This window comes from Chryseobacterium sp. BGARF1 (genome assembly GCF_001677955.1).
Taxonomy (GTDB): Bacteria; Bacteroidota; Bacteroidia; order Flavobacteriales; family Weeksellaceae; genus Chryseobacterium.
Map to the genome: position 1 here is coordinate 21,572 of NZ_LELA01000092.1, position 20,497 is coordinate 42,068.

Below are 20,497 nucleotides of genomic sequence, written 5' to 3' on the forward strand. Positions count from 1 at the left end.
GTGTTTGAACAAACTAAGTTAGAAAATTTTAGAATACCTGAATAGATTTATTTCTATTTTTTGAGATTTAAAACAATATCAGCTGCATTTTCACTTGCTCCTTTTCCGCCCAATTTCTCTCTGAGTAACTTAAAATCTTGAAGCATTTTACTTCTTTTTTCACCATCAATAATGAAATTTAATTCTTTAACAAGATTTTTAGTATTGAGTTCACTTTGAATTAATTCTTTCACCACTTCCCGATCCATAATCAGATTTACTAAAGAAATATATTTGATGTTTTTCACCAATCTTTTGGCAATAGCGTAAGAAATTTTGCTTCCACGATAACAAACTACTTCCGGAATATTCAACAGAGCCGTTTCTAAAGTTGCTGTTCCTGAAGTCACCAAAGCTGCTTTTGAACACCTCAACAAATCATAGGTTTTGTTGGATACGAAATGTACATTTTCATCAACATATTTTTGATAAAACTCCTTTTCAAGACTTGGTGCACCCGCAATCACAAACTGATAATTCTCAAAATGCGGACGAACAGAAAGCATGATTTCAAGCATTTTCTCCACTTCCTGTTTTCTGGAACCTGGCAAAAGTGCAATGATTTCTTTTTCATTTAAACCGTTTTCAGTTTTAAAATCATCAATAGAAATATCTTGAAGTGTAGAAATTGCATCCAACAAAGGATGTCCTACAAAGTGAGATTTTACACCATGCTTGTGATAAAAATCTTCCTCGAAAGGTAAGATCACCATCATTTCATCAACATATTTTTTGATGATTTCGACACGGCCTTCTTTCCATGCCCAAAGTTGAGGAGAAATATAATAGACTACTTTTATCCCCAGTTCTTTTGCAAATTTTGCAATTCGCAAATTGAAACCGGGATAATCAACCAAAATCAAAACATCCGGCTGATTGTTTTTAATATCTTCTTTGCAGATTTTAATATTATTTAAAATCGTTCTCAAGTTCATCGCAACTTCCAAAAAGCCCATAAAAGCTAAATCTCGGTAATGCTTCACCAAAGTACCACCTTGTTTCTGCATCAAATCTCCGCCCCAAAATCTGAATTCTGCGTTGGAGTCTTTTTCTTTTAAAGCTTTCATTAAATTGCTTCCGTGCAAATCTCCGGATGCTTCACCTGCGATGATATAATATTTCATAAATGATAATTGATAGGCGATGAATGATTTTGTCTATTGAAATGACATTTAATCTCAAATTGCAAACATCAAAATTCAAATTATAATTAAGTAAATTTGCTTCAAAGATAATGATAAAAAAATGTCAGAAGAATTTGAAATAAAAAATAAAGTAGCCGCAAGCGGATTGATTAACTTTGACCTTACTGATCTTGTTCCCAAAGGTGCAAGAAAAGGTATTGATCTTAAAGATTTTCTTTTTATGGAAATGATTTTAAAAGAAAAAGACTTCCGTGAAAAAGTGGCAGCAATCGACACTGAAGAATATCAAGATTCTTACGTATACATCTACAACTCTGCAGATGCTATTGTTCCGCTTTGGGCCTATTTTTTAATTACTGCTAAATTAACCGGTGTTACTAAGAAAATTGTTTTTGGAAACTTAGAAAATTTAGAAATAATCTTAATGCATGATGCGATTAACAATCATGATTTCTCTGTAATGGAAGGAAAAAGAGTATTGGTAAAAGGCTGTTCTGACAAGCTAATTCCAGAAAATGCATACGTAGAATTGGTGGAAAAAATTCAGCCGATTGTAAAATCTCTGATGTTTGGTGAGGCTTGTTCGAATGTTCCCATTTTGAAAAACTAATCTATTCTTCAAGATATTAACCTTAGATTTTTGTTTTAAATTAAATTATACATTGTCAATATTTTTGATAACTTTGAGTTTATTAACACCTAAAAAATAAGCACAAAAATGAGTTTAATAGATTTACTTACAGGAAACACAGGAAATCAGGTTGCGGAGCAGGCTGAAAACAAATTCGGAATCAGCAAGAACCAAATCATCGCACTTTTGGCGGTGGCAACACCTCTTGTAATTTCTTATCTGAGAAACAAATCTCAAGACAATAAAGAAGCAGAAGCTTTAAATAATGCATTAGATAAAGACCATGATGGAAGTATTTTAGATGATACTTCACAGTTGGAAGCAAGACAAAATGAAGGCGGATCAATTCTCTCTCATGTTTTTGGAAGTGAAAAAGGTAATGTAGAAAATCAGTTATCACAAAATACAGGAATTTCTATTGATAAAATCGGACCTATTCTGGCAATGCTTGCTCCACTAATTATGGGGTATATCGGAAAAGAAAAACAACAAAATAATGTTGGAGCAGGAGGTCTTGGTGATCTTTTAGGAGGAATTTTAGGAGGTGCACAAACCCAAGCTCAGCAACAGCAGTCTAATCCTTTAAACGATATTCTTGGAAGTGTTTTAGGAGGTGGACAATCGCAATCATCAGGAAATCCTTTGAATGATATTTTAGGGAGCGTTCTCGGCGGAGGCGGACAACAAAAACAACAACAAAGTGGAGGTTTAGGAGATATTCTAGGCGGGCTTTTTGGAGGTAAATAAATCCTAACATCTTAAAAATATTGAATACCGAAGTTTACGCTTCGGTATTTTTTATGATAATATGGTTACAAATAGTTAATGTTTTTTAACAAAAATAATTTTCAACATTTAGTGATAATATAGTATAAATTTTAAAGGAAAATCTTTAGTTAAGAAGCATTATAATTTAATCGATGAAACTTTGTAACTTGCATTTGCGAAATTCTTAATTATCAATGATATGAAACTTCATGTAGTGAATTTCATAAAAAACAATGAAATCAATTAATAATTAGCAACATGTATCAAAAAAAATATTTAGCTTTGTATATTATTTAGATAAAATTAAGATTTATGAAAAAAATAATTACTACTTCTTTACTATTTGGAATTGCTATTTTTAGTAATGGATTGTTTGCCCAAGAACTTTCTAGTGAGAAAACAAAAATTTTCCAGACAGACAAAATAGAAGATATAAAAAAGGTTTTCAAGAAAGATGAGCTTACTAAATGTTTTAACATTAAAGAAGTTCCTTATAACCTATTGTCTTTAAGTGCAAGATATGAAAGAGTAAATGTAATCAACTATTTGTTTGAAAACAATGTAGACGTTAATAAGTCTTGTAGTGATACCACTCCTCTGATGTACGCCGCAAGATATGGTTACACAGATACTGTAAAGTTATTTTTAAAAAAAGGAGCTAAAAAAGACACTAAAGACCGTCAAGGTAAAACAGCAAAAGATTATGCTTTAGAAAACAACCACCCGGAAACGGCTGCAATTCTTTAGAAAATTATACAATATTATACTTTAAACTTCCTTCGGGGAGTTTTTTTTATTTTAAAACTTTCAAAAACCTTATCTTTGCCAACGAAAAATTAGACATATAAAAGTCTAATATCTAAAGTCTAATATCTAACATCTAAAACAAATGTTTCGATCGCACACCAACGGAGAATTATCTCTAAAAAATCTTAATGAAGAAGTTACACTTTCAGGATGGGTACAAACCATTCGTGATAAAGGATTTATGATTTGGATAGATCTTCGAGATCGTTACGGAATTACTCAGTTGGTTTTCGACCAAGACCGTTCTACAGCGGAATTGATGGAAAATGCAAAAAAACTGGGACGCGAATTCGTGATTCAAGTGAGTGGAAAAGTCATTGAAAGAGTAAGCAAGAACCCCAATATTCCAACTGGAGATATTGAAATTTTAGTTGAAAAATTAACGGTTCTTAATGAATCTCAACTTCCGCCTTTCACCATTGAAGATGAAACAGATGGTGGTGAAGAATTAAGAATGAAATACCGTTACCTGGATATCAGAAGAGCTCCGGTAAGAGATAAATTGATTTTCCGTCACAAAATGGCGCAAAAGGTTAGAAATTATCTTTCAGACGAAGGATTTATCGAGGTTGAAACTCCTGTTTTAATTAAATCTACTCCAGAAGGGGCAAGAGATTTCGTTGTTCCAAGCAGAATGAACCCGGGACAGTTTTATGCCTTGCCACAATCTCCACAAACTTTCAAACAATTGTTGATGGTTGGTGGAATGGATAAATATTTCCAGATTGTGAAATGTTTCCGTGATGAGGATTTAAGAGCCGACAGACAGCCGGAATTCACACAAATCGATTGCGAAATGGCTTTCGTAGAGCAGGAAGATGTGATGAATGTTTTTGAAGGAATGACGAAAACGTTAATCAAAGATATTACTGGTCAGGAATTCGGAACTTTCCCAAGAATGACATTCGCAGATGCGATGCAGAAATATGGAAACGACAAACCGGACATCCGTTTCGGAATGGAATTCGTTGAATTAAATGATTTAGTTAAAGGAAAAGATTTCAAAATATTTGATGATGCAGAATTGGTTGTCGGAATCAATGTTGAAGGTTGTGCAGATTATACAAGAAAGCAAATCGACGAGTTGGTTGATTGGGTAAAAAGACCTCAAATTGGCGCTTCAGGAATGGTTTGGGCTAAATTCCAAAATGACGGAGTGAAAACTTCTTCGGTAAATAAATTCTACAACGAGGAAGACTTAGCAAAAATCATCGAAAAATTCGGAGCGAAAGAAGGCGATTTAATGTTGATTCTTTCCGGAAACGAACACAAAGTAAGAACTCAGCTTTCAGCGTTGAGAATGGAGCTTGGAAACCGTTTAGGATTAAGAAAAGGCGACGTTTTTGCACCACTTTGGGTTGTTGACTTCCCATTATTGGAATTTGACGAAGAAAGCGGACGTTACCATGCCATGCACCACCCTTTCACCTCTCCAAAACCAGAAGATTTACATTTATTGGAAACAGACCCTGGAAAAGCAAGAGCCAATGCTTACGATATGGTTTTGAACGGAAACGAGATCGGTGGAGGTTCTATCAGAATTTTCGATAAAGAATTGCAATCAAGAATGTTTGATTTATTAGGATTCTCAAAAGAAGAAGCAGAAGCGCAATTCGGATTCTTAATGAATGCGTTCAAATACGGAGCTCCGCCTCACGGTGGTTTGGCTTTCGGATTTGACCGTTTGGTGGCTATTCTTGACGGAAATGAAGTGATTAGAGATTACATTGCATTCCCGAAAAATAATTCAGGACGTGATGTGATGATCGATGCGCCTTCTTCGATTGCTGATGAACAGCTCGATGAATTGGAATTACAATTGAATTTAAAAGCATAAATTAGAAGCGGAGATTTTTCTCCGCTTTTTTTATTTAAACAAAGACTATGACCGAAGAAACCCTAACCTACAACACTCCAATCTCTGAAGAAATTTTCACACAAATTCAGCAATATGAATTTAAAAGAGCTTGGAAGAGCAACCTTAAAAAAAACAATAGGAATCTCTTTTGGGGGCTTTTTTCAATAGCTTTTGGACTTCTTACTTTTCTATTTAATGATTATCAATTTACAGGTTTTTTTCTGGGGTTCGGTATAGCTGCATTTTCATCATACTTTTCTTATTATTTTATCCATAAAAATTCTAAAAAAAAAATTAAAGAAATAATTGATAAAGAAGTTTCGAATCTCAGAATAAACTCAACTGATGTAATTTGGAAATTTACTCCTACCCATTTTTCTTTTAAAAACTATAAGTCTGAATACAAATTTATTTGGCAAGAAATTACATATTGTATTTTAGATGACAAATATCTTTACATCACAGCCTCTTCATTCGTGCATTTCATTTTAGACAAAGCTAATATTGATGAAAATAATCTCAATAAAACCATCATCTACCTTGAAAATAAATCGAAATTTAAAGAAATTTAATCTCAATAGATTTTTTAAAGATAATTGAATGGAATTTTTGCACCTTAAAAATTACTGATGAACAGCTCGACGAATTAGAATTACAATTGAATTTAAAAGCATAAATCAGAAGCGGAAATTTTTCTCCGCTTTTTTATTGCTGAGATTCTTTAAAGAAGAAGTTATCTAATTCGGAAACCAACTCTTGGACTTTCTCCATCAGGATTTCATCATATTTTGTATAAGATTCAGGATTTATCGAATCGAAAAACTCAGGATAGAACCTCTTAATTTCTTTTTGTACGACTTCATCTACAGCTTCTGCAAACAAAAAAAGACGCGCATTACTTTCTGCTAAATTAGGCTGCATCTGACGTTCAAATTCCCTAAAATCTTCAATATAAGAAGGGCTCACTTTCGTTTCAGACCATTCGATATGTTTATTTATTTTTTCAGAAGAAATATTATTAAAATATTCCTTCACGAAAGAGTAAATCAGAAATTCTTCTTTATGTAGAATTTCCAAAATTTTCCCATCTTTCCTTCCGTAGCTTCTAATACTCATACTCACTTTATCAATATATGCTGCCGCATCAGGTTCCGAGTCCTTAAGATATCTGAGAATATCCCACATATAGATAATTAAGGGAATTGAGACTTCATTTCCGTCATCTTTTTCAAAGAAAATATAAAATTTAACAAGGTCAGTTCCGAAATCTTCTAAATCACTGACTTCTTCTATTCTGGTTACTTTTTTCATCATTTTGTTTTTAATTTTTAAATCATTTCGCCTTTAGTTACAAACAAATATATTGATTTTTCCACATCAAAATCATTGCAAGTTTTTTATAAAATTAAAACTTCGAAAACAATCTGAAACATGGTGATAAATTACCAGATACAATTACCGATGAACAACTAGACGAATTGAAATTAAATTTAAAAGCATAAATTAGAAACGGAAATTTTTCTCCGCTTTTTTATTATGGATACATTCATCTCAATACTTATTACAATTGGATTTATTTTTGCGATAATTGGAGTCGCATTTTTAATTTTATTGATCATAAAAAAATCGACATATTACCCGCCAAACAAACAAGAACAAGCGTCAGACAAAAAAGCTAGGTTAACATATACTTCATTAACTTTAATTACAATAAGTACTTTTTGTTTTACCGGAGCGAAAGCAATTATAAAAAAGATTTTAAAAATACTTTAGAAGAAAATAAAATTATGTCGGTTGAATTTGATGATGTATTTTTCAGTCAAGATGATATGAATGGAGTCTTTAATAAATTCGAATCTACTGAAGGACGTTTTAGATGTGAAAGCTTTACAGGATTTATTAATTTTGAAAATAAAAAAAGTATTCCTATTGAAATAATCAGACATTGTTATGAAAAGAACAGATATATTATTATTTCTAAAAAATATAATATCGACGTAACAATCGGAGATATAAGAACCTCTAAATTTGATTATATTCAAAAAGACACTATTAATTCTCAGTAAAGAATGACAAAAAAAGAATTCACTCAATTCATAGACAAGTTCAGAGCAGATTTCATTGAAAATAAAGAGCAATGGGAAAACAATACCGTTAAAGATTATTTGGAAGAAATGTCTCGCTATGTGGAAGACATCGACGGATATTATAAAAACACAAATCAGGAAATAGATTTAGAAAAGTAGATTGGAAAGTTTTTGCTGATATTCTGAAAAGTAATAATTTTTTACAATTACAAAACTTTTTGAATTCATCTAATTAAAAACCACTCACAATTTATTATTTTTACTTCAACACAAATTTTGAATTATGAAATCACCTTCAGAAGTTTTACAGCAATATTTTGGTTACGACAGTTTCAGACTCGAGCAAGCTAATGCTGTTGAAAATGTAATCGCTAAAAAAGACACCTTAGTTTTAATGCCTACAGGCGGTGGAAAATCTCTTTGTTACCAAGTTCCGGCTTTAGTTTTGGAAGGTACTGCCATCGTTATTTCTCCATTAATTGCTTTAATGAAAGACCAAGTTGATGCACTGCGCGTGAATGGAATTTCTGCGGCCTACATCAACTCTTCGATGAGTTCTTTAGAACAAAATGAGACTTTACATCAATTAAAAAATGGAGAGCTCAAACTTTTATATGTTGCCCCCGAAAAACTGAGTGCAGACAACGGTACATTTTTAAAATTCCTTAATGAAGTTAATATTTCCTTATTTGCGGTAGATGAAGCGCATTGTGTCTCACATTGGGGGCACGATTTCCGCCCGGATTATTTATTTCTGAATGGTCTAAAAAACCAATTTCCACAAATCCCCATTATTGCTTTGACGGCAAGTGCTGATGAAATTACGAGGCAAGATATTATTAAACAACTGAATCTTCAGCAACCGCTTGTTTTAGTTTCATCTTTCGACAGAGCCAATATCAAATATTTTGTTCAGCCCAAACAGTCCGTTTTTCAAAACATCATTCAGTACCTCAATGAGCATCCTGATGATTCGGGGATTATCTATTGTTTATCCCGAAAAGGAACGGAAGAAATGGCTAATAATTTAAAAGAGAACGGAATCAATGCAGCCTTTTATCATGCCGGAATTCCCGCCATAGAACGTGCGAAAGTACAGGATGATTTCATTAAAGATAAAATAAGAGTAATGGTGGCTACGATTGCTTTTGGAATGGGAATTGATAAAAGTAATGTCCGTTTTGTGATGCATGCCGACCTTCCTAAAAACATCGAAAGTTATTATCAGGAAACGGGAAGAGCCGGAAGAGATGGTTTGCCAAGTGAAGCAATTTTATTTTACTCCAATGCCGATGTGATAAAGCTGAAAAAATTTGCTCTGATAGAAGGCAACGAAGAGCAATCTGACCTCATGCTGAAAAAACTGCAACAGATGACTGATTTTGCCGAGATGCAAAAATGCAGAAGGCAATATTTGATGGAATATTTTGGTGAAAAACACAATGGCAACTGTAATTCCTGCGATTATTGCCTCAGTGAATTTGAAAATTGGGACGCCACTTTAGATAGTCAAAAATTACTGAGTGCTGTTTTCCGATTGAAAGAACGGTATGGAAAAAACTTAATCATTGATTTTCTGAGAGGTTCTAAAAGTGTGAAAATCACAGACTATATGCGCAGTTTGCCGACCTATGGTGTTGGACTCAATAGTGATAAAAATTATTGGCAAAATCTTATCAAACAACTATTAGTCAATGACTTTTTATCGGAATCGAAAGATGAATTTCCTGTTTTAAAATTAACAGAAGAGAGCCAGCAAGTTTTATTTAAAAATAAAAAAGTACACTTACAAAAAGTAAAAGAACTTGCCAAAGCCGTTACTGTAGATGAAATAGAGAGCAATTATCCCGAAGATAAACTCGATCCAAATTTTGAATTGTTTGACCAACTAAGAAGTAAAAGACGTGAACAAGCCGAAAAGGAAAATGTACCGCCTTACGTGATTTTTTCTGATGCCAGCTTGATGGAACTTGCTACTTATCTTCCTCATACCAATGATGAGTTGAACCAGATAAGTGGTTTCGGAGCTTTTAAAATTGAAAAATATGGCGAAATATTTCTGTCAGTTATTGTAGAATATTGCAAGCTTAATAATTTGAGTAGTTTAATTACGAATAAAAAGCCGAAGAAACAGCGTGAGCCGAAACCTAAAAAGGCAAATAAAAATACATCCGGAACTTTTGCTACAACTTTTCAACTCTACAAAGAGAATAACAGCATAGAGGAAATTGCTAAAATAAGAGCTCTATCAGTCAATACGATTCAAAATCATTTAATCAATTTCGTCGTGGATGGAACGATAAACGCGAGTGAGCTAGTGGATATGAACAAAATAGAAAAGATCATCGAGGTTGCAAAAACTCAAAAAATTCAGTCACTAAAAGTGATAAAAGAGGCGTTGGGTGACAATTATTCTTATTTTGAAATTCATGTGGCTATTGCCTATTATAAATCGCAGCAAGAAGTTTAACCTTATTCATATCTGAAAAATTAAAAAACGAAAAATTCATTCTCGTTTTTTTATGGCAGCTTTGCAACAAAAAATTCCGGTGACAATTTTAATATCCAATAGATGATTTTCCATTTAAAATTGGGAACAATGGTAAAAGAACTTCCTGCATTTACAATATGTTTTGCCACATAATCAGGTTCCATCAGAAGGTTTTTATTAAGCTCTAATCCAGCGTTTATTTTTGTATTGATATATCCGCTAACCAAAACATTAACCGTAATATTTCTCTGCGCTAATTCTTGTCTTAGACCAGCCAAATATGTAGTAAAAGCTGCTTTAGTACTTCCGTAAACGAAATTACTTTTGCGACCACGAACTCCCGAAAGCGAAGACAATCCAATGATTCTTTCTAAGTTTTTATTGCTTTCATCCATTGCAATGATATTCAGAATAGAAACCGCACCCATATAATTCACGGTCATCATTTGTTGAGCTCCTTTGAAATCGCTTAATGCTTTCTCGTTGTCAACTAAAAATCCGGCTGCGTAAACGACTAGATGAGGTTTTACAGGAAGTTCATTGTAAAATTGTTGATGAGAATCAAAATCTGCAGCATCAAAAGATAAAACCCTAACTTTTGAATTGAGATTATTTTGCTGAATAAAGTTTTCTAAAGACTGGGTATTTCTAGACGCCGCAACAACTGAGAATCCTTTTGCTATATATTGTTTAATGCATTGTTTAGCAACATCAGAGTTTGCGCCAAGAATGAGAACAGTTTTGTTTTGATTCATTAGGTAAAGATATTTTTTTAATAGAAATCTTACAAATACTTTCACAAAATAAGATGATAAAATTCTGTGCAATGTTTCTCCTACTAAGAATTCAAATCATAGTTATAAAGAATAACAAAATAATTCATCAATATTAAAAAAATTTCGGCGAGGTGATTCATGCTCACCCCGCCGAAACGAAATATTTTAAATGAGTTCAGTTTATAAAGATACTTTCAGGATTTGTTTTTTCGTTCCTTTTCTTCCAATGAAATAAACAGAATCACCAGAAATTGCTCCATTTGAAACCATAAACGGAACTTCACTGTCTTCATTATCTAATATTTCCTGATAATCAAAATCTCCATTCTGATTAACACGGATTATGTTAAGATTAGCTTTTTTAATACTGGCTTGTCCAAATTGTATCCTATCATTGCTTAATTTTTTCACTTTTTCGCCTGTATTGATAAAAAAGTAAGCATCACTACCAACAGCAGCTGAAGTGTAAGAAATGAAAGATCCGTCTCCGGCGGTTACCTGTCTTTTATTAATATTTCTAGCCCAAACTATTTCACCATTCGGATTAAGTCTTGCTGTGACAATATCATCATAATGATAATTGGTGCTCGAATAACTGCCGCCTTGTGGTGACGAATAATAATGTGACGTCATATAAAATTCTTCTGCATTAAAAATAATATCTCCGTTTTGAGTGGTAATTATTTTCCTAAAAGAGAGGTTTTTCAGCTCTTTATCTTTGTCTTTCCCATATTTATCAATAATAAATTGCTCAGTAAACGGATTGTATTTGGATTTTTTCATTTCTAAAGTGACAGGATCTAGCTCGAAATAAGAAATCCCTTTGAATCTATAATCTCGCAAATCTGAATAAAAACCAAGACAAATCAAACGGTCTTCAAAAACAATTGCATTAAGAGATGCCACAAAATGTTCGTCAGAATCAAAAACCTGAGTTTTTTCGCTATCTCCTGTAATTCTGGTTAATTCATATTGATATTTTCCGCCTTCTTTTTTCTTCTTTTTTTCATCGCTATATACTTTCCCGAGAACGTAAATTGTTTTTCCGTCTTTAGAAACATCAATATTTTCATAAACAAATTTTCTGTCTTTTATAACTCTTTTAAACGTATGATCGATGTTTTTATTAAGCGATTGATCAAACACAAACATTCGGTGTGTTTCTGCATTTTTGTCTTTAATATCCACTGTAATAGCAAATGCAGTACGATTTTCATTAACAATCATGCTTGCTCCAGAATCACCATCAAAAGCGCCTGCGTCAAAAAAAACAAATTGTTTTATCTCATCACTATTTACCCTAAACAGTTCGTTCTTTTTGAAATTAAAATCATTAATATTAGATGACATCGCAGAGCAGATGTAAGCTTTTTGGTCTTTTTCGTAGATAAAATCGATGATATGCACATTCTCACCATCCATAATAACACCCAACACAGAACTCTGCCTTACCGCTTTTGAATAATTTATTTCATATTCAGATTCTTTAATCAATTTAAGATTGGAGTCATAATGCTCAAAATAATAGCCAGACCCGGTAGAAAAAGCACCCCCAACATACGAACGGATAACCACCACTCCACCTTTTCCGTCATCTTCTACAAGAACAATCGATGAACGTTTGTATTCATCTTTGAAAATGGCACTTTTTTTTATTTCAAACGGAATTTTCTGTGCAAAAGAAATAATACTTAGCAAGATAAACGCCAAGCAGAGAAGAGTTTTTTTCATGGTTTTCTTAGTCTTTTATTAATGCGGCAAATATATTTTTTTAACATAAATTCCACAAGCATTTTTGCAAATAAGCAAAAATTTCATCACTCTGAAATGAAATTTAAAATAAATTCAGAATATTGAGGCATCACGGCACAAAAAAATCGGCGCGGTGAACTTCTTTCACCGCGCCGATTCGCAATATTATTTAAAACTAAATTATTTTTTTTCAGTTTCTACAACTTCTTTTTTATCAGCTGCGGCTTTGTCTCCAAATCTATTTGCTGTAAATTCTCTTGAAATTGCTGCTTTTTCGAATTTCAGTTTTCCTGAAAGGGTTTCAATAACCACTCCATCCTCCTGAATTTGAGCAATCCTTCCGTGAAGACCAGAAGTAAGTACTACTCTGCTTCCCACTTTAAGATCTTCCTGAAATTTTTTCTCCTGCTTCTGCTTTTTCATCTGAGGTCTGATCATCAGAAAATAAAAACCAACAACCATTACTCCCATCATCATCAACATGGTCGTAGAGTTTCCTTGTGCAGGTGCTTGTAAAAATAAGGTTAACATATTCATGATATTAAGGTTGAATATTAGCATTGAACGTCAGCTTTATCGGAGTATTTTCTACGTTAGCAAAAACATCAGCATATTTTTGTACAGCACCGTCAAAGTTTGTAGAATCAAAGCTCAAAGTAATTTTTCCTTTTTTACCCGGCATAATTGGATCTTTAGTAAATTCAGGAGCAGTACATCCGCATCCAGGCTTTACTTCAGAGATAATTAAAGGGTTTTTACCTGTATTGGTTACTTCGTAAACGTGGTTTACTTTTGCTCCTTTTTTAATAGTTCCAAAATCGAAATTGCTTTCAGATAATGCAATTGTGGTGGTAGGTTGATTAGATTTTACAGGAGCAGCAGCTTCAGTTCCGGCAACTGTAGGAGCTACAGGTGCAACTGTAGAATCATTTGAAGGTACAGCAGGTGCATTGGTAGAATCTACACCAATTACTTCTGCATTTTGCACTTCTTTATTTTCTTCTTTTTTACAAGAAACCAATCCGAATCCGATTACAGACAAAGCAATAATTGATAATGTCTTTTTCATATTAAATTAATTTTTAATTTATATTCTATTTAAATCTTTACAATATTTATCTAAAATACCGTTGATGAATATATTAGAACGATCTGTTGCATATACTTTTGCAATCTCAATATATTCATTAATAATAACTCTTGAAGGGGTAAAAGGAAAATTGTCTAACTCTGAAATAGCCGTCGTTAAAATAACTTTATCCATCAATCCCACTCTTTCCAAATCCCAGTTTTCTAGACGCTCAGAAAGCTTTTTCTCATTGGTTTCCCAGTTATTCAACGTATCTCTAAGAAGTTTGCTTGCGAAAGTTTTATCTTCTTCATCTTTAATCATTTTAATTAAAGTACGGCTTTCCTCATCCTCTTTCAAAAACCCGATTGTTTTTTGAACCATCGAATTAGCAATGTGAATATCATCTGACCAAGTCAGTTCTCTATCGCTGATATAATCATGGAAATCATCATTTTCAGCAACATACCTTAAAAATAACTTCCCGATAAACTTTTGGTCATCTTCGAAAGAATAGCCATCTTCCTTCATAAAATCCTGATAACGCTTTCCTGCTGTCATACGCTGGAAAGTTTTCACCAACATATCATCGTGCAGATCCCATTTTAAATCTTTATGCTGACCAGAGAAATACAATCTCTCAGGATTTTCATCAAGCTTTTTTAAAACCTGATTATTGATAAATTTTTGATTGGGATTAACATCTGAATCAGTTTTGATGTACTTGTTCTTACCAATTTCCATTTGATGTTCGGCAAGATCTTTCAGACCCACCAAAAAATTCAACTGAAAAATATAGAGATTATAGATTTTCTCTATTCCCGAAAACATGTTTTTTTCTAACACATCAAATTTTATCGGATTTTGGTAGTACGAATACACGGATTCTACTACTTTTTCACGGATTTGTCTTCTTCCTAACATTCAAAGAGCTTTTTATGGGTGCAAAGATATGAAATTTAAAATTTATGAAATTCTCAGTCTGCTTCAATTTTTGTAATTTTGTGAAACTTTATGAAAGCACTCAAAACTCTGAACCCTTACTTTTGGAAGCACAAAATATTATTGTTTTGGGGGTTACTATTCATCATCGCCAGTAATTTTTTTAATATATATAAGGTACAGTTTGTAGGAAAATCAGTTGACGAGCTTACAAAGCATGGAAATCTCGGCTTTAACAAACAAGTTTTAATCTACGTTGCCATTATTGTTGGTTGCTCTCTTCTTACAGGATTTTTCACTTTTATGATGCGACAAACCATCATTGTTGCTTCAAGAAGGATTGAATATGAGCTGAAAAATAAAATCTATAGACATTATCAGGATTTATCGCTTACTGATTATAAACAAACAACCATCGGAGACTTAATGAACAGATTAAGTGAAGACATTGTTGCGGTAAGAATGTATTTGGGACCGGGCGTAATGTATGTTATCAATCTTATTATCTTGTTATTGATTACAAGCTTTTACATGCTAAAAACAGATGTTTCAATGACGATTTGGACATTGTTGCCACTTCCTATCTTATCTTTTATCATATTTAAAGTAAGCTCAATTATTAATAAAAAATCAAAGGTGATGCAGAAAAGCCAGTCTGCAATCTCCACTTTTGTACAAGATAGTTTTTCCGGAATAAGAGTAGTAAAATATTTTGCAAAGGAAAAATATATTCAAAAAAATTATGGCATTAAAGTAAGTGATTACCAAGACAAAGCTTTAGATTTAGCAAAAACAGAAGCCTATTTTTTTACCATTATTTTATTTGTAATTGGTTTACTGAATGTTGCTGTTATCTTAATTGGCGGACAAAAATATATCGCAGGCGAGCTTACCGTTGGTAAAATTGCAGATTTCTTTATGTACATCAACATTTTGATTTGGCCGTTTTCAATGGTGGGTTGGGTTACTTCAATCAACCAGAGAGCAGAAGCTTCAATGCAGAGAATTAACGAATTTTTGGAAAAACAGTCTGAGATTTACAATAAAAACTTTGAAAACTATCCTATTAAAGGAGATATAGAATTTAAAAATGTGTCGTATGTTTATCCGAATACAGGAATTAAAGCGTTAGATAATTTAAGCTTTAAAATAGAAGCCGGAAAATCTTTAGCCATCATGGGAAAAACCGGTAGTGGAAAATCGACCATCGCTTTACTTCTTTGCAGATTGATAGATCCTACTGAAGGCGAAATTTTAATTGACGGCAAAAATTTAAAAGACCATAATCTCGAAAATTACAGAAATTTCATTGGCTATATTCCGCAGGAATCTTATCTATTTTCAGATTCTATAGAACATAATATAGGATTCTCTATCGACCATCCTACGCATGAAAAAGTGGTTGAATATTCTAAAATAGCTGATGTACACAAAAACATAGTCGAGTTTAAAGACCAGTACAAAACGATGGTGGGCGAACGTGGCGTAATGCTTTCGGGAGGTCAGAAACAGAGAATTTGTATTGCAAGAGCCTTAATAAAAGACCCCAATATCATTATTTTTGACGACTCACTATCTGCATTAGATTCAGAAACCGAACAGAATATTCTCGAAAATATTGACACGAAAATCAATAACGCAACCTCCATAATTATCACACATAGAGAGTCTAGCGCTCAAAGAGCAGACAAGATTCTTAATCTTAGTGAAATTAGCAATTCTGCAACCGCATAGCCAAAACATTTTGAATTGTTAAATAAATCATAAAAAAAACTTTGTGATTAAAAGAAATATTTTATATTTGTTCTTAACAAGATTTAAAAAAAATATCTAATAATGAGTGAATACAAGGAACGCCATGAAAATGAAATTTTCACTAAGGTGTTAAAAGCGGGGAGAAGAACTTATTTCTTTGATGTGCGAGAGACTAAAGCAGGAGATTATTATCTTACGATTACCGAAAGCAAAAAGAATTTCGGAGAGAATGGAGAAGCTACATTCGAGAAGCATAAAATTTATCTTTATAAAGAAGATTTTAAGAGTTTTCAGGAGATGTTTAATGAGTCTACAGATTTCATCATTAACGAAAAAGGTGAAGATGTTATTTCAGAAAAGCATGATAAAGATTTCAAAAGCAGAACGTACACTATAGATTCTGACGACGAAATATAGATCAAAACATATCTAAAAAAACACAAGCATCTGAAAAAAGATGCTTTTTTTATGCTGATAACATTTAAATTCTCAGACAGTTTTTCCATTTTTAAAAATAAAAAAAACGCATTTTCAAAAGAAAATGCGTTTACTGTGGGGTGAATGAGGGGTCTCGAACCCCCGACCTCCGGAACCACAATCCGGCGCTCTAACCAACTGAGCTACAATCACCGTTTTTGGTGCTGCAAATATAGGAAAGATTTTTTAATTACCAAACAATTCCGTCAAAATTTTTCATTGCAATTAACTTCTCAGACGTAAATCCCTCAGCATAAGCAACTCCCGACAACCTCCCTAAATCTTGAGCACGGTACGTTAAGCTTTCATAAAAGTCTTTTGAGGTAATTGGCGTTTCAGGTTCTTTAGAAATTGGGTCATAAAACTGAGTTTTAAATGCCATACACGCTTCAAGCTTTTTCTCAAGATGTTCTGAGATATCAATCACAAATTCCGGTTGAATATGTTTCCATTGAATATAATGGAAAATTTGCTTAGGTCTCCACACTTCCTGAGTTTCTCTATCAAGTTCGGTCTCAATTTTTCTTAGCCCTGATAAAAAGCACGCATCCGATACTAATTTCGCTGCTTTTGCATGATCTGGATGTCTATCATCAATTGCATTGGCCAAAACGATTTCTGGCCTATATTTGCGAATCATTTTTACAATCTCCATCTGATATTCTTCAGAATTGACAAGGAAACCATCTTTTAATCCTAAATTTTCTCTTGCTGCTACTCCTAAAATTTTGGCAGCCTCGGTAGCTTCCTCTTTTCTGGTCTGATCGGTTCCTCTTGTTCCGAGCTCTCCTTTTGTTAGATCAACAATAACACAGGTTTTTCCTTCTGAAATTAATTTAGCTATTGTTCCGCCACATCCTAATTCAACATCGTCTGGATGAGCTCCAAAAGCAAGTATATCTGTTTTCATTTATTTATTTTTAGAATTACAATCACTTAGATGAAGGCCAAATGATTTCGTTGTTTTTCAAAGATAAGATTTAAACAAAAACTTCCCAAACATTACGAATGGGAAGTTTATATATGAATAATTTAATTTTTAAATTACTTATTAATTTCTGCATTTAATTTCACAGCATCCTGATAAGAAGGATCTAGCTGTAACGATTTTGCAACATAGTCTTTAGCCTTAGCCAAATCTTTATCTTTTTCAAGATATGCTACTGCAAAATAAGCATAAGCTAAAGTTTGCTTGTTAGTTTCCACTTCAGCAGGTTTTACAGTTGAAATAAATTTTTCGTAAGAAATTTTTGCGGTCTCATTATTTCCTTTCTGTTGGTACGCATAACCCTGGCTGTAATAAGCAGGTGCCCAATCAGGTAATAAGCTGCTCATTTTCTGCCAAGTTAAAATTGCTCCGTCCCAATTTTTCACATCCTGATAAGCATTTGCAAGTTTATACAATGCATCCGAACTTTCAGGATTAGCAGCTACCTCTTTTCTTGCAGCTTCTACTTCAGGAGAAGTTGGTCCTGCACTGATACTTGCCTGCGTAGCACCACCACCATTGATTTTAATCATTTCCAAATCCCACTTCATTGTTTGGTCTTTAGCAGCTTTCGCAATAGCAATTTTTTGTTGAGATTCAGCTTGCAAGGCAGCTTTTTTAGCTGCATCTGATTCAGTTTTAGCCAAACCAGCAGCGATTAACCCCATCAAACCTTGATCTGCAGGCTGAACTCTTGATTTTTCAGCTTTAGATACGAAAGAATCCATGTTTTGTTTTGCTTCAGCATATTGACCGTCTGCATAATTCACATAGGCTCTTAATTTGAATTTAATAGGATCGTCAACTTTATCAAAGATTTTATCTAAAATCATTTTAGAATTTGCGTAATCTTCGTTAGTAAAGTACAATTTTGCAATTTCTAATTGAGTATAAGGATCTTCATCAGCATACTTTGTATAGTTAATTAAATCTTGAGTTGCTTTTGCATTCTCTTGATATTTAATATCATAAGCCGCTAAAGCTTTATATGCAGGTGCATATGTAGGATCAGTTGAAATTGCTTTCTCTATACTTGTTTTTGCTTGTTGCCATAGTTGAGCAGCCATCCATAAAGTACCAATTCTGGTATAAACAGAAGCTTTATTTTTAGCCAATGGTAATGCATTGTCATAAGCTGTCATTGCATCTCCAGGAACTCTTTTTAGTCTATAGGCATCTCCTAACGTATAATAATAGTAAGCAGGAACTTCTTTTCTAGAAGCTCTTTCGATTGCTTTATTCAAAAATTGAATGGCTAAATCCGGAGCGTTATTTTTTTCAAATAAAGTTAATGCTTCAGCAGCTCTGAACAATACTGCAGCATCTTTTTCTTTAGAATCTGTAACTATTTTCTGAATCTCTGCAATAGCAGATTTATCACCTTTACCAAGCTTAACCGCAGCTAAACCAATTTGATTTAAATAGCTTTTTTTATCTGCAGCTAAACCTTTATTGAAGTTTTCTGTAGCTGCAGCAAAATCCGGCTCACCTTGTCTTAAAAAAGTATTTCCTAAGTAGAAATAATTTTCTGCTGTAGGTTCTTTTGCAATCATAGACGTGAAATTGGTCTTAGCAGCAGCAAATTTATCGCTATCTATGCTGTTAATACCATCCTGCAACGTCTGTGCAAAGGCAAAATTGGTAAAAAATACCACTGATGCTCCTAAAGCAATCTTCTTTACATTCATAATCATTATATCTTTCATTATTATTTTTAATTCTATATTCTAAAAATCCGAATTACAAATACACAATTTTCAGACCAATATAATAAATCGGTTTGAAAGTTGCTACTTTTTAATATTTTTTAACGCATTTGTACTTGTCTCGGATAAATATTATAAGGTTGTAACCCTTCTTTCTGAACAATTTTCTGTCCCAAATGGGTACAAGAATATCTTATAAAACCATTGGCAATATTAAAACTGCCTTCATTGGTAAGGAAATACAAAACTCTGGTGAATGGGTACTTCATCTCACGAAGTCCACTAAAATCAGGAGAATAAGATTGCCCCCCACTTACTACAGGAAGAATTTTTATCATTCCTCTTAGCTTTTCAGCTTCTTTATCATAAGGTCTGCTGATTGTATTTAATCCGATAACTCCTATTTTATTCGGATATTTACTCAATTCTTCTATAACATTTACACTCCCCGGAATAATTGAAAACTTTAAATCTTTAGGAAGTTTATTTAGTTTTTGAGCAACAAAATTAAGGTTACTAGAATTGGTGCCGTCAAATACAAAATTCTTATCATCAGACTGTAAACCGGAAGTTATTTCTTCCATAGTAATGCTTAATCTTTCCGAATTTTTCGGAACAAAAAACACAACAGCGTCTGCTGCGAAATTTGCAGGCTCAATCTTCATATCCACTTTATCTTCGTAAGCTTTAACCTCTTCAGGAGATAATACTTTAGACATCACCGCAATTCTTGCTTTATTATTCAATAAATCAAGAAAACCTAAGTCTTCTTTTTTAGTCACCACTTTTATTTTAGTGTCTGGATAACTAATCATATACCCTTCTGCTAAAGCTTCTGTAACACTTTTAAAAGATTCATCCGTTAAAATTGTCATTTCCCCTTTATTATAGGATACAGTACTTTCTACTTTTTTTGAACAGTTTATAAGCAAAACTGCAAAGAAAGTTAATGAAAAAAAACGACTAATCTTCATCTTTGGCTGTGTTTCTGAATTTCGATATTGCTCTCCAGATTCTGAAGATTCCGTAAAGTATTAATACAGCTCCCAGAGCGTATGCATATATTGGCTCGAGGAATTTATAAACCATCATTACGATTCCTAGGGCTACGTAACAAATTCCTGCGACTAAAGATAACCAGTTGAACATCATACAACAAAAATATTAAAAAAAATAAAAAGAGAAGCATAAGCTTCTCTTTTTTAA

Annotated in this window: 21 protein-coding genes and 1 tRNA gene; 10 read left to right on the forward strand and 12 right to left on the reverse strand. The window is 33.0% G+C overall.

The window, feature by feature from the left end; genetic code table 11:
• Positions 1-53: 53 nt before the first annotated feature.
• A complete protein-coding gene (lpxB, locus tag AB671_RS17400) occupies positions 54-1,163 on the reverse strand; it encodes a lipid-A-disaccharide synthase (RefSeq protein ID WP_066674592.1) in 1,110 nt (369 codons plus the stop codon).
• A gap of 121 nt (positions 1,164-1,284) precedes the next feature.
• Here lpxB and AB671_RS17405 point away from each other — a divergent pair, with 121 nt between their 5' ends.
• The 5 genes from AB671_RS17405 to AB671_RS17425 all read left to right on the forward strand — a co-directional run bounded on the left by AB671_RS17405 (position 1,285) and on the right by AB671_RS17425 (position 5,820).
• Positions 1,285-1,794 (forward strand): DUF2480 family protein, encoded by a 510-nt coding sequence (locus tag AB671_RS17405; RefSeq protein WP_066674595.1) that lies wholly within the window; start codon positions 1,285-1,287, stop codon positions 1,792-1,794.
• A gap of 108 nt (positions 1,795-1,902) precedes the next feature.
• Positions 1,903-2,562 carry a DUF937 domain-containing protein gene (locus tag AB671_RS17410; protein WP_066674598.1) on the forward strand — a complete coding sequence of 220 codons (660 nt, stop codon included), beginning with the start codon at positions 1,903-1,905 and terminating at the stop codon, positions 2,560-2,562.
• Positions 2,563-2,895: 333 nt separating this feature from the next.
• Positions 2,896-3,330, forward strand: coding sequence for an ankyrin repeat domain-containing protein (locus AB671_RS17415; protein ID WP_066674600.1), 435 nt, complete (start codon positions 2,896-2,898; stop codon positions 3,328-3,330).
• Positions 3,331-3,472: 142 nt separating this feature from the next.
• A complete protein-coding gene (gene aspS, locus AB671_RS17420; RefSeq protein WP_066674603.1) occupies positions 3,473-5,227 on the forward strand; it encodes an aspartate--tRNA ligase in 1,755 nt (584 codons plus the stop codon).
• A gap of 47 nt (positions 5,228-5,274) precedes the next feature.
• Positions 5,275-5,820, forward strand: a complete 546-nt coding sequence (locus AB671_RS17425; RefSeq protein ID WP_066674606.1) for a hypothetical protein — start codon at positions 5,275-5,277, stop codon at positions 5,818-5,820.
• Between the two features lie 133 nt (positions 5,821-5,953).
• On the opposite strand, the gene AB671_RS17430 is transcribed toward AB671_RS17425, so the two are convergent.
• Positions 5,954-6,559, reverse strand: a complete 606-nt coding sequence (locus tag AB671_RS17430) for a hypothetical protein (protein ID WP_066674609.1) — start codon at positions 6,557-6,559, stop codon at positions 5,954-5,956.
• A 410-nt stretch (positions 6,560-6,969) separates the two neighbouring features.
• On the opposite strand from AB671_RS17430, the gene AB671_RS17440 reads away from it, so the two are divergent.
• The 3 genes from AB671_RS17440 to recQ all read left to right on the forward strand — a co-directional run bounded on the left by AB671_RS17440 (position 6,970) and on the right by recQ (position 9,805).
• Positions 6,970-7,314: a hypothetical protein gene (locus tag AB671_RS17440; RefSeq protein ID WP_157444242.1), complete on the forward strand. Its 345-nt coding sequence runs from the start codon at positions 6,970-6,972 to the stop codon at positions 7,312-7,314.
• Positions 7,315-7,317: 3 nt separating this feature from the next.
• Positions 7,318-7,494, forward strand: a complete 177-nt coding sequence (locus AB671_RS22340) for a hypothetical protein (RefSeq protein ID WP_157444243.1) — start codon at positions 7,318-7,320, stop codon at positions 7,492-7,494.
• Positions 7,495-7,618: 124 nt separating this feature from the next.
• Entirely contained in the window at positions 7,619-9,805 is a 2,187-nt protein-coding gene (gene recQ / locus AB671_RS17450) for a DNA helicase RecQ (protein WP_066674618.1), read from the forward strand.
• Between the two features lie 50 nt (positions 9,806-9,855).
• Here recQ and AB671_RS17455 read toward each other — a convergent pair whose 3' ends face one another.
• The 5 genes from AB671_RS17455 to nusB form a co-directional block, all read right to left on the reverse strand.
• Positions 9,856-10,581 carry an SDR family NAD(P)-dependent oxidoreductase gene (locus AB671_RS17455; RefSeq protein ID WP_066674620.1) on the reverse strand — a complete coding sequence of 242 codons (726 nt, stop codon included), beginning with the start codon at positions 10,579-10,581 and terminating at the stop codon, positions 9,856-9,858.
• A gap of 201 nt (positions 10,582-10,782) precedes the next feature.
• Complete coding sequence (locus AB671_RS17460; RefSeq protein ID WP_066674621.1) at positions 10,783-12,333, reverse strand: hypothetical protein; 1,551 nt, start codon at positions 12,331-12,333, stop codon at positions 10,783-10,785.
• Between the two features lie 201 nt (positions 12,334-12,534).
• The gene (yajC, locus tag AB671_RS17465) at positions 12,535-12,891 is read right to left on the reverse strand and encodes a preprotein translocase subunit YajC (RefSeq protein ID WP_066674825.1); all 357 of its coding nucleotides are present in this window, start codon (positions 12,889-12,891) and stop codon (positions 12,535-12,537) included.
• Between the two features lie 4 nt (positions 12,892-12,895).
• A complete protein-coding gene (locus AB671_RS17470) occupies positions 12,896-13,423 on the reverse strand; it encodes a DUF1573 domain-containing protein (protein WP_066674625.1) in 528 nt (175 codons plus the stop codon).
• An 18-nt stretch (positions 13,424-13,441) separates the two neighbouring features.
• Complete coding sequence (nusB, locus tag AB671_RS17475; RefSeq protein ID WP_066674628.1) at positions 13,442-14,347, reverse strand: transcription antitermination factor NusB; 906 nt, start codon at positions 14,345-14,347, stop codon at positions 13,442-13,444.
• 90 nt (positions 14,348-14,437) lie between these two features.
• On the opposite strand from nusB, the gene AB671_RS17480 reads away from it, so the two are divergent.
• Positions 14,438-16,099 carry an ABC transporter ATP-binding protein gene (locus AB671_RS17480; protein WP_066674629.1) on the forward strand — a complete coding sequence of 554 codons (1,662 nt, stop codon included), beginning with the start codon at positions 14,438-14,440 and terminating at the stop codon, positions 16,097-16,099.
• Positions 16,100-16,201: 102 nt separating this feature from the next.
• Positions 16,202-16,537: a DUF3276 family protein gene (locus AB671_RS17485; RefSeq protein WP_066674632.1), complete on the forward strand. Its 336-nt coding sequence runs from the start codon at positions 16,202-16,204 to the stop codon at positions 16,535-16,537.
• Positions 16,538-16,673: 136 nt separating this feature from the next.
• Here AB671_RS17485 and AB671_RS17490 read toward each other — a convergent pair.
• The 5 genes from AB671_RS17490 to AB671_RS17510 all read right to left on the reverse strand — a co-directional run bounded on the left by AB671_RS17490 (position 16,674) and on the right by AB671_RS17510 (position 20,443).
• Positions 16,674-16,750 (reverse strand) — tRNA-His (locus tag AB671_RS17490).
• Positions 16,751-16,787: 37 nt separating this feature from the next.
• A complete protein-coding gene (bshB1, locus tag AB671_RS17495) occupies positions 16,788-17,507 on the reverse strand; it encodes a bacillithiol biosynthesis deacetylase BshB1 (protein ID WP_066674634.1) in 720 nt (239 codons plus the stop codon).
• A 134-nt stretch (positions 17,508-17,641) separates the two neighbouring features.
• Positions 17,642-19,291, reverse strand: a complete 1,650-nt coding sequence (locus tag AB671_RS17500) for a tetratricopeptide repeat protein (RefSeq protein WP_066674636.1) — start codon at positions 19,289-19,291, stop codon at positions 17,642-17,644.
• Between the two features lie 101 nt (positions 19,292-19,392).
• Positions 19,393-20,166, reverse strand: coding sequence for a PstS family phosphate ABC transporter substrate-binding protein (locus AB671_RS17505; protein ID WP_410492660.1), 774 nt, complete (start codon positions 20,164-20,166; stop codon positions 19,393-19,395).
• Positions 20,167-20,254: 88 nt separating this feature from the next.
• Positions 20,255-20,443, reverse strand: a complete 189-nt coding sequence (locus AB671_RS17510; protein ID WP_228390879.1) for a DUF308 domain-containing protein — start codon at positions 20,441-20,443, stop codon at positions 20,255-20,257.
• Positions 20,444-20,497 lie beyond the last annotated feature (54 nt).

Coding starts and splice junctions, on each gene's coding strand:
- AB671_RS17470 (WP_066674625.1), bottom strand. CDS start 13,423: ATGAAAAAGACATTATCAATTATTGCTTTGTCTGTAATCGGATTCGGA.
- recQ (WP_066674618.1), top strand. CDS start 7,619: ATGAAATCACCTTCAGAAGTTTTACAGCAATATTTTGGTTACGACAGT.
- aspS (WP_066674603.1), top strand. CDS start 3,473: ATGTTTCGATCGCACACCAACGGAGAATTATCTCTAAAAAATCTTAAT.
- AB671_RS17510 (WP_228390879.1), bottom strand. CDS start 20,443: ATGATGTTCAACTGGTTATCTTTAGTCGCAGGAATTTGTTACGTAGCC.
- AB671_RS17460 (WP_066674621.1), bottom strand. CDS start 12,333: ATGAAAAAAACTCTTCTCTGCTTGGCGTTTATCTTGCTAAGTATTATT.
- AB671_RS17455 (WP_066674620.1), bottom strand. CDS start 10,581: ATGAATCAAAACAAAACTGTTCTCATTCTTGGCGCAAACTCTGATGTT.
- AB671_RS17480 (WP_066674629.1), top strand. CDS start 14,438: ATGAAAGCACTCAAAACTCTGAACCCTTACTTTTGGAAGCACAAAATA.
- yajC (WP_066674825.1), bottom strand. CDS start 12,891: ATGAATATGTTAACCTTATTTTTACAAGCACCTGCACAAGGAAACTCT.
- AB671_RS17485 (WP_066674632.1), top strand. CDS start 16,202: ATGAGTGAATACAAGGAACGCCATGAAAATGAAATTTTCACTAAGGTG.
- AB671_RS17500 (WP_066674636.1), bottom strand. CDS start 19,291: ATGAAAGATATAATGATTATGAATGTAAAGAAGATTGCTTTAGGAGCA.
- AB671_RS17405 (WP_066674595.1), top strand. CDS start 1,285: ATGTCAGAAGAATTTGAAATAAAAAATAAAGTAGCCGCAAGCGGATTG.
- AB671_RS22340 (WP_157444243.1), top strand. CDS start 7,318: ATGACAAAAAAAGAATTCACTCAATTCATAGACAAGTTCAGAGCAGAT.
- AB671_RS17410 (WP_066674598.1), top strand. CDS start 1,903: ATGAGTTTAATAGATTTACTTACAGGAAACACAGGAAATCAGGTTGCG.
- AB671_RS17425 (WP_066674606.1), top strand. CDS start 5,275: ATGACCGAAGAAACCCTAACCTACAACACTCCAATCTCTGAAGAAATT.
- AB671_RS17430 (WP_066674609.1), bottom strand. CDS start 6,559: ATGAAAAAAGTAACCAGAATAGAAGAAGTCAGTGATTTAGAAGATTTC.
- nusB (WP_066674628.1), bottom strand. CDS start 14,347: ATGTTAGGAAGAAGACAAATCCGTGAAAAAGTAGTAGAATCCGTGTAT.
- AB671_RS17415 (WP_066674600.1), top strand. CDS start 2,896: ATGAAAAAAATAATTACTACTTCTTTACTATTTGGAATTGCTATTTTT.
- AB671_RS17505 (WP_410492660.1), bottom strand. CDS start 20,166: ATGACAATTTTAACGGATGAATCTTTTAAAAGTGTTACAGAAGCTTTA.
- bshB1 (WP_066674634.1), bottom strand. CDS start 17,507: ATGAAAACAGATATACTTGCTTTTGGAGCTCATCCAGACGATGTTGAA.
- lpxB (WP_066674592.1), bottom strand. CDS start 1,163: ATGAAATATTATATCATCGCAGGTGAAGCATCCGGAGATTTGCACGGA.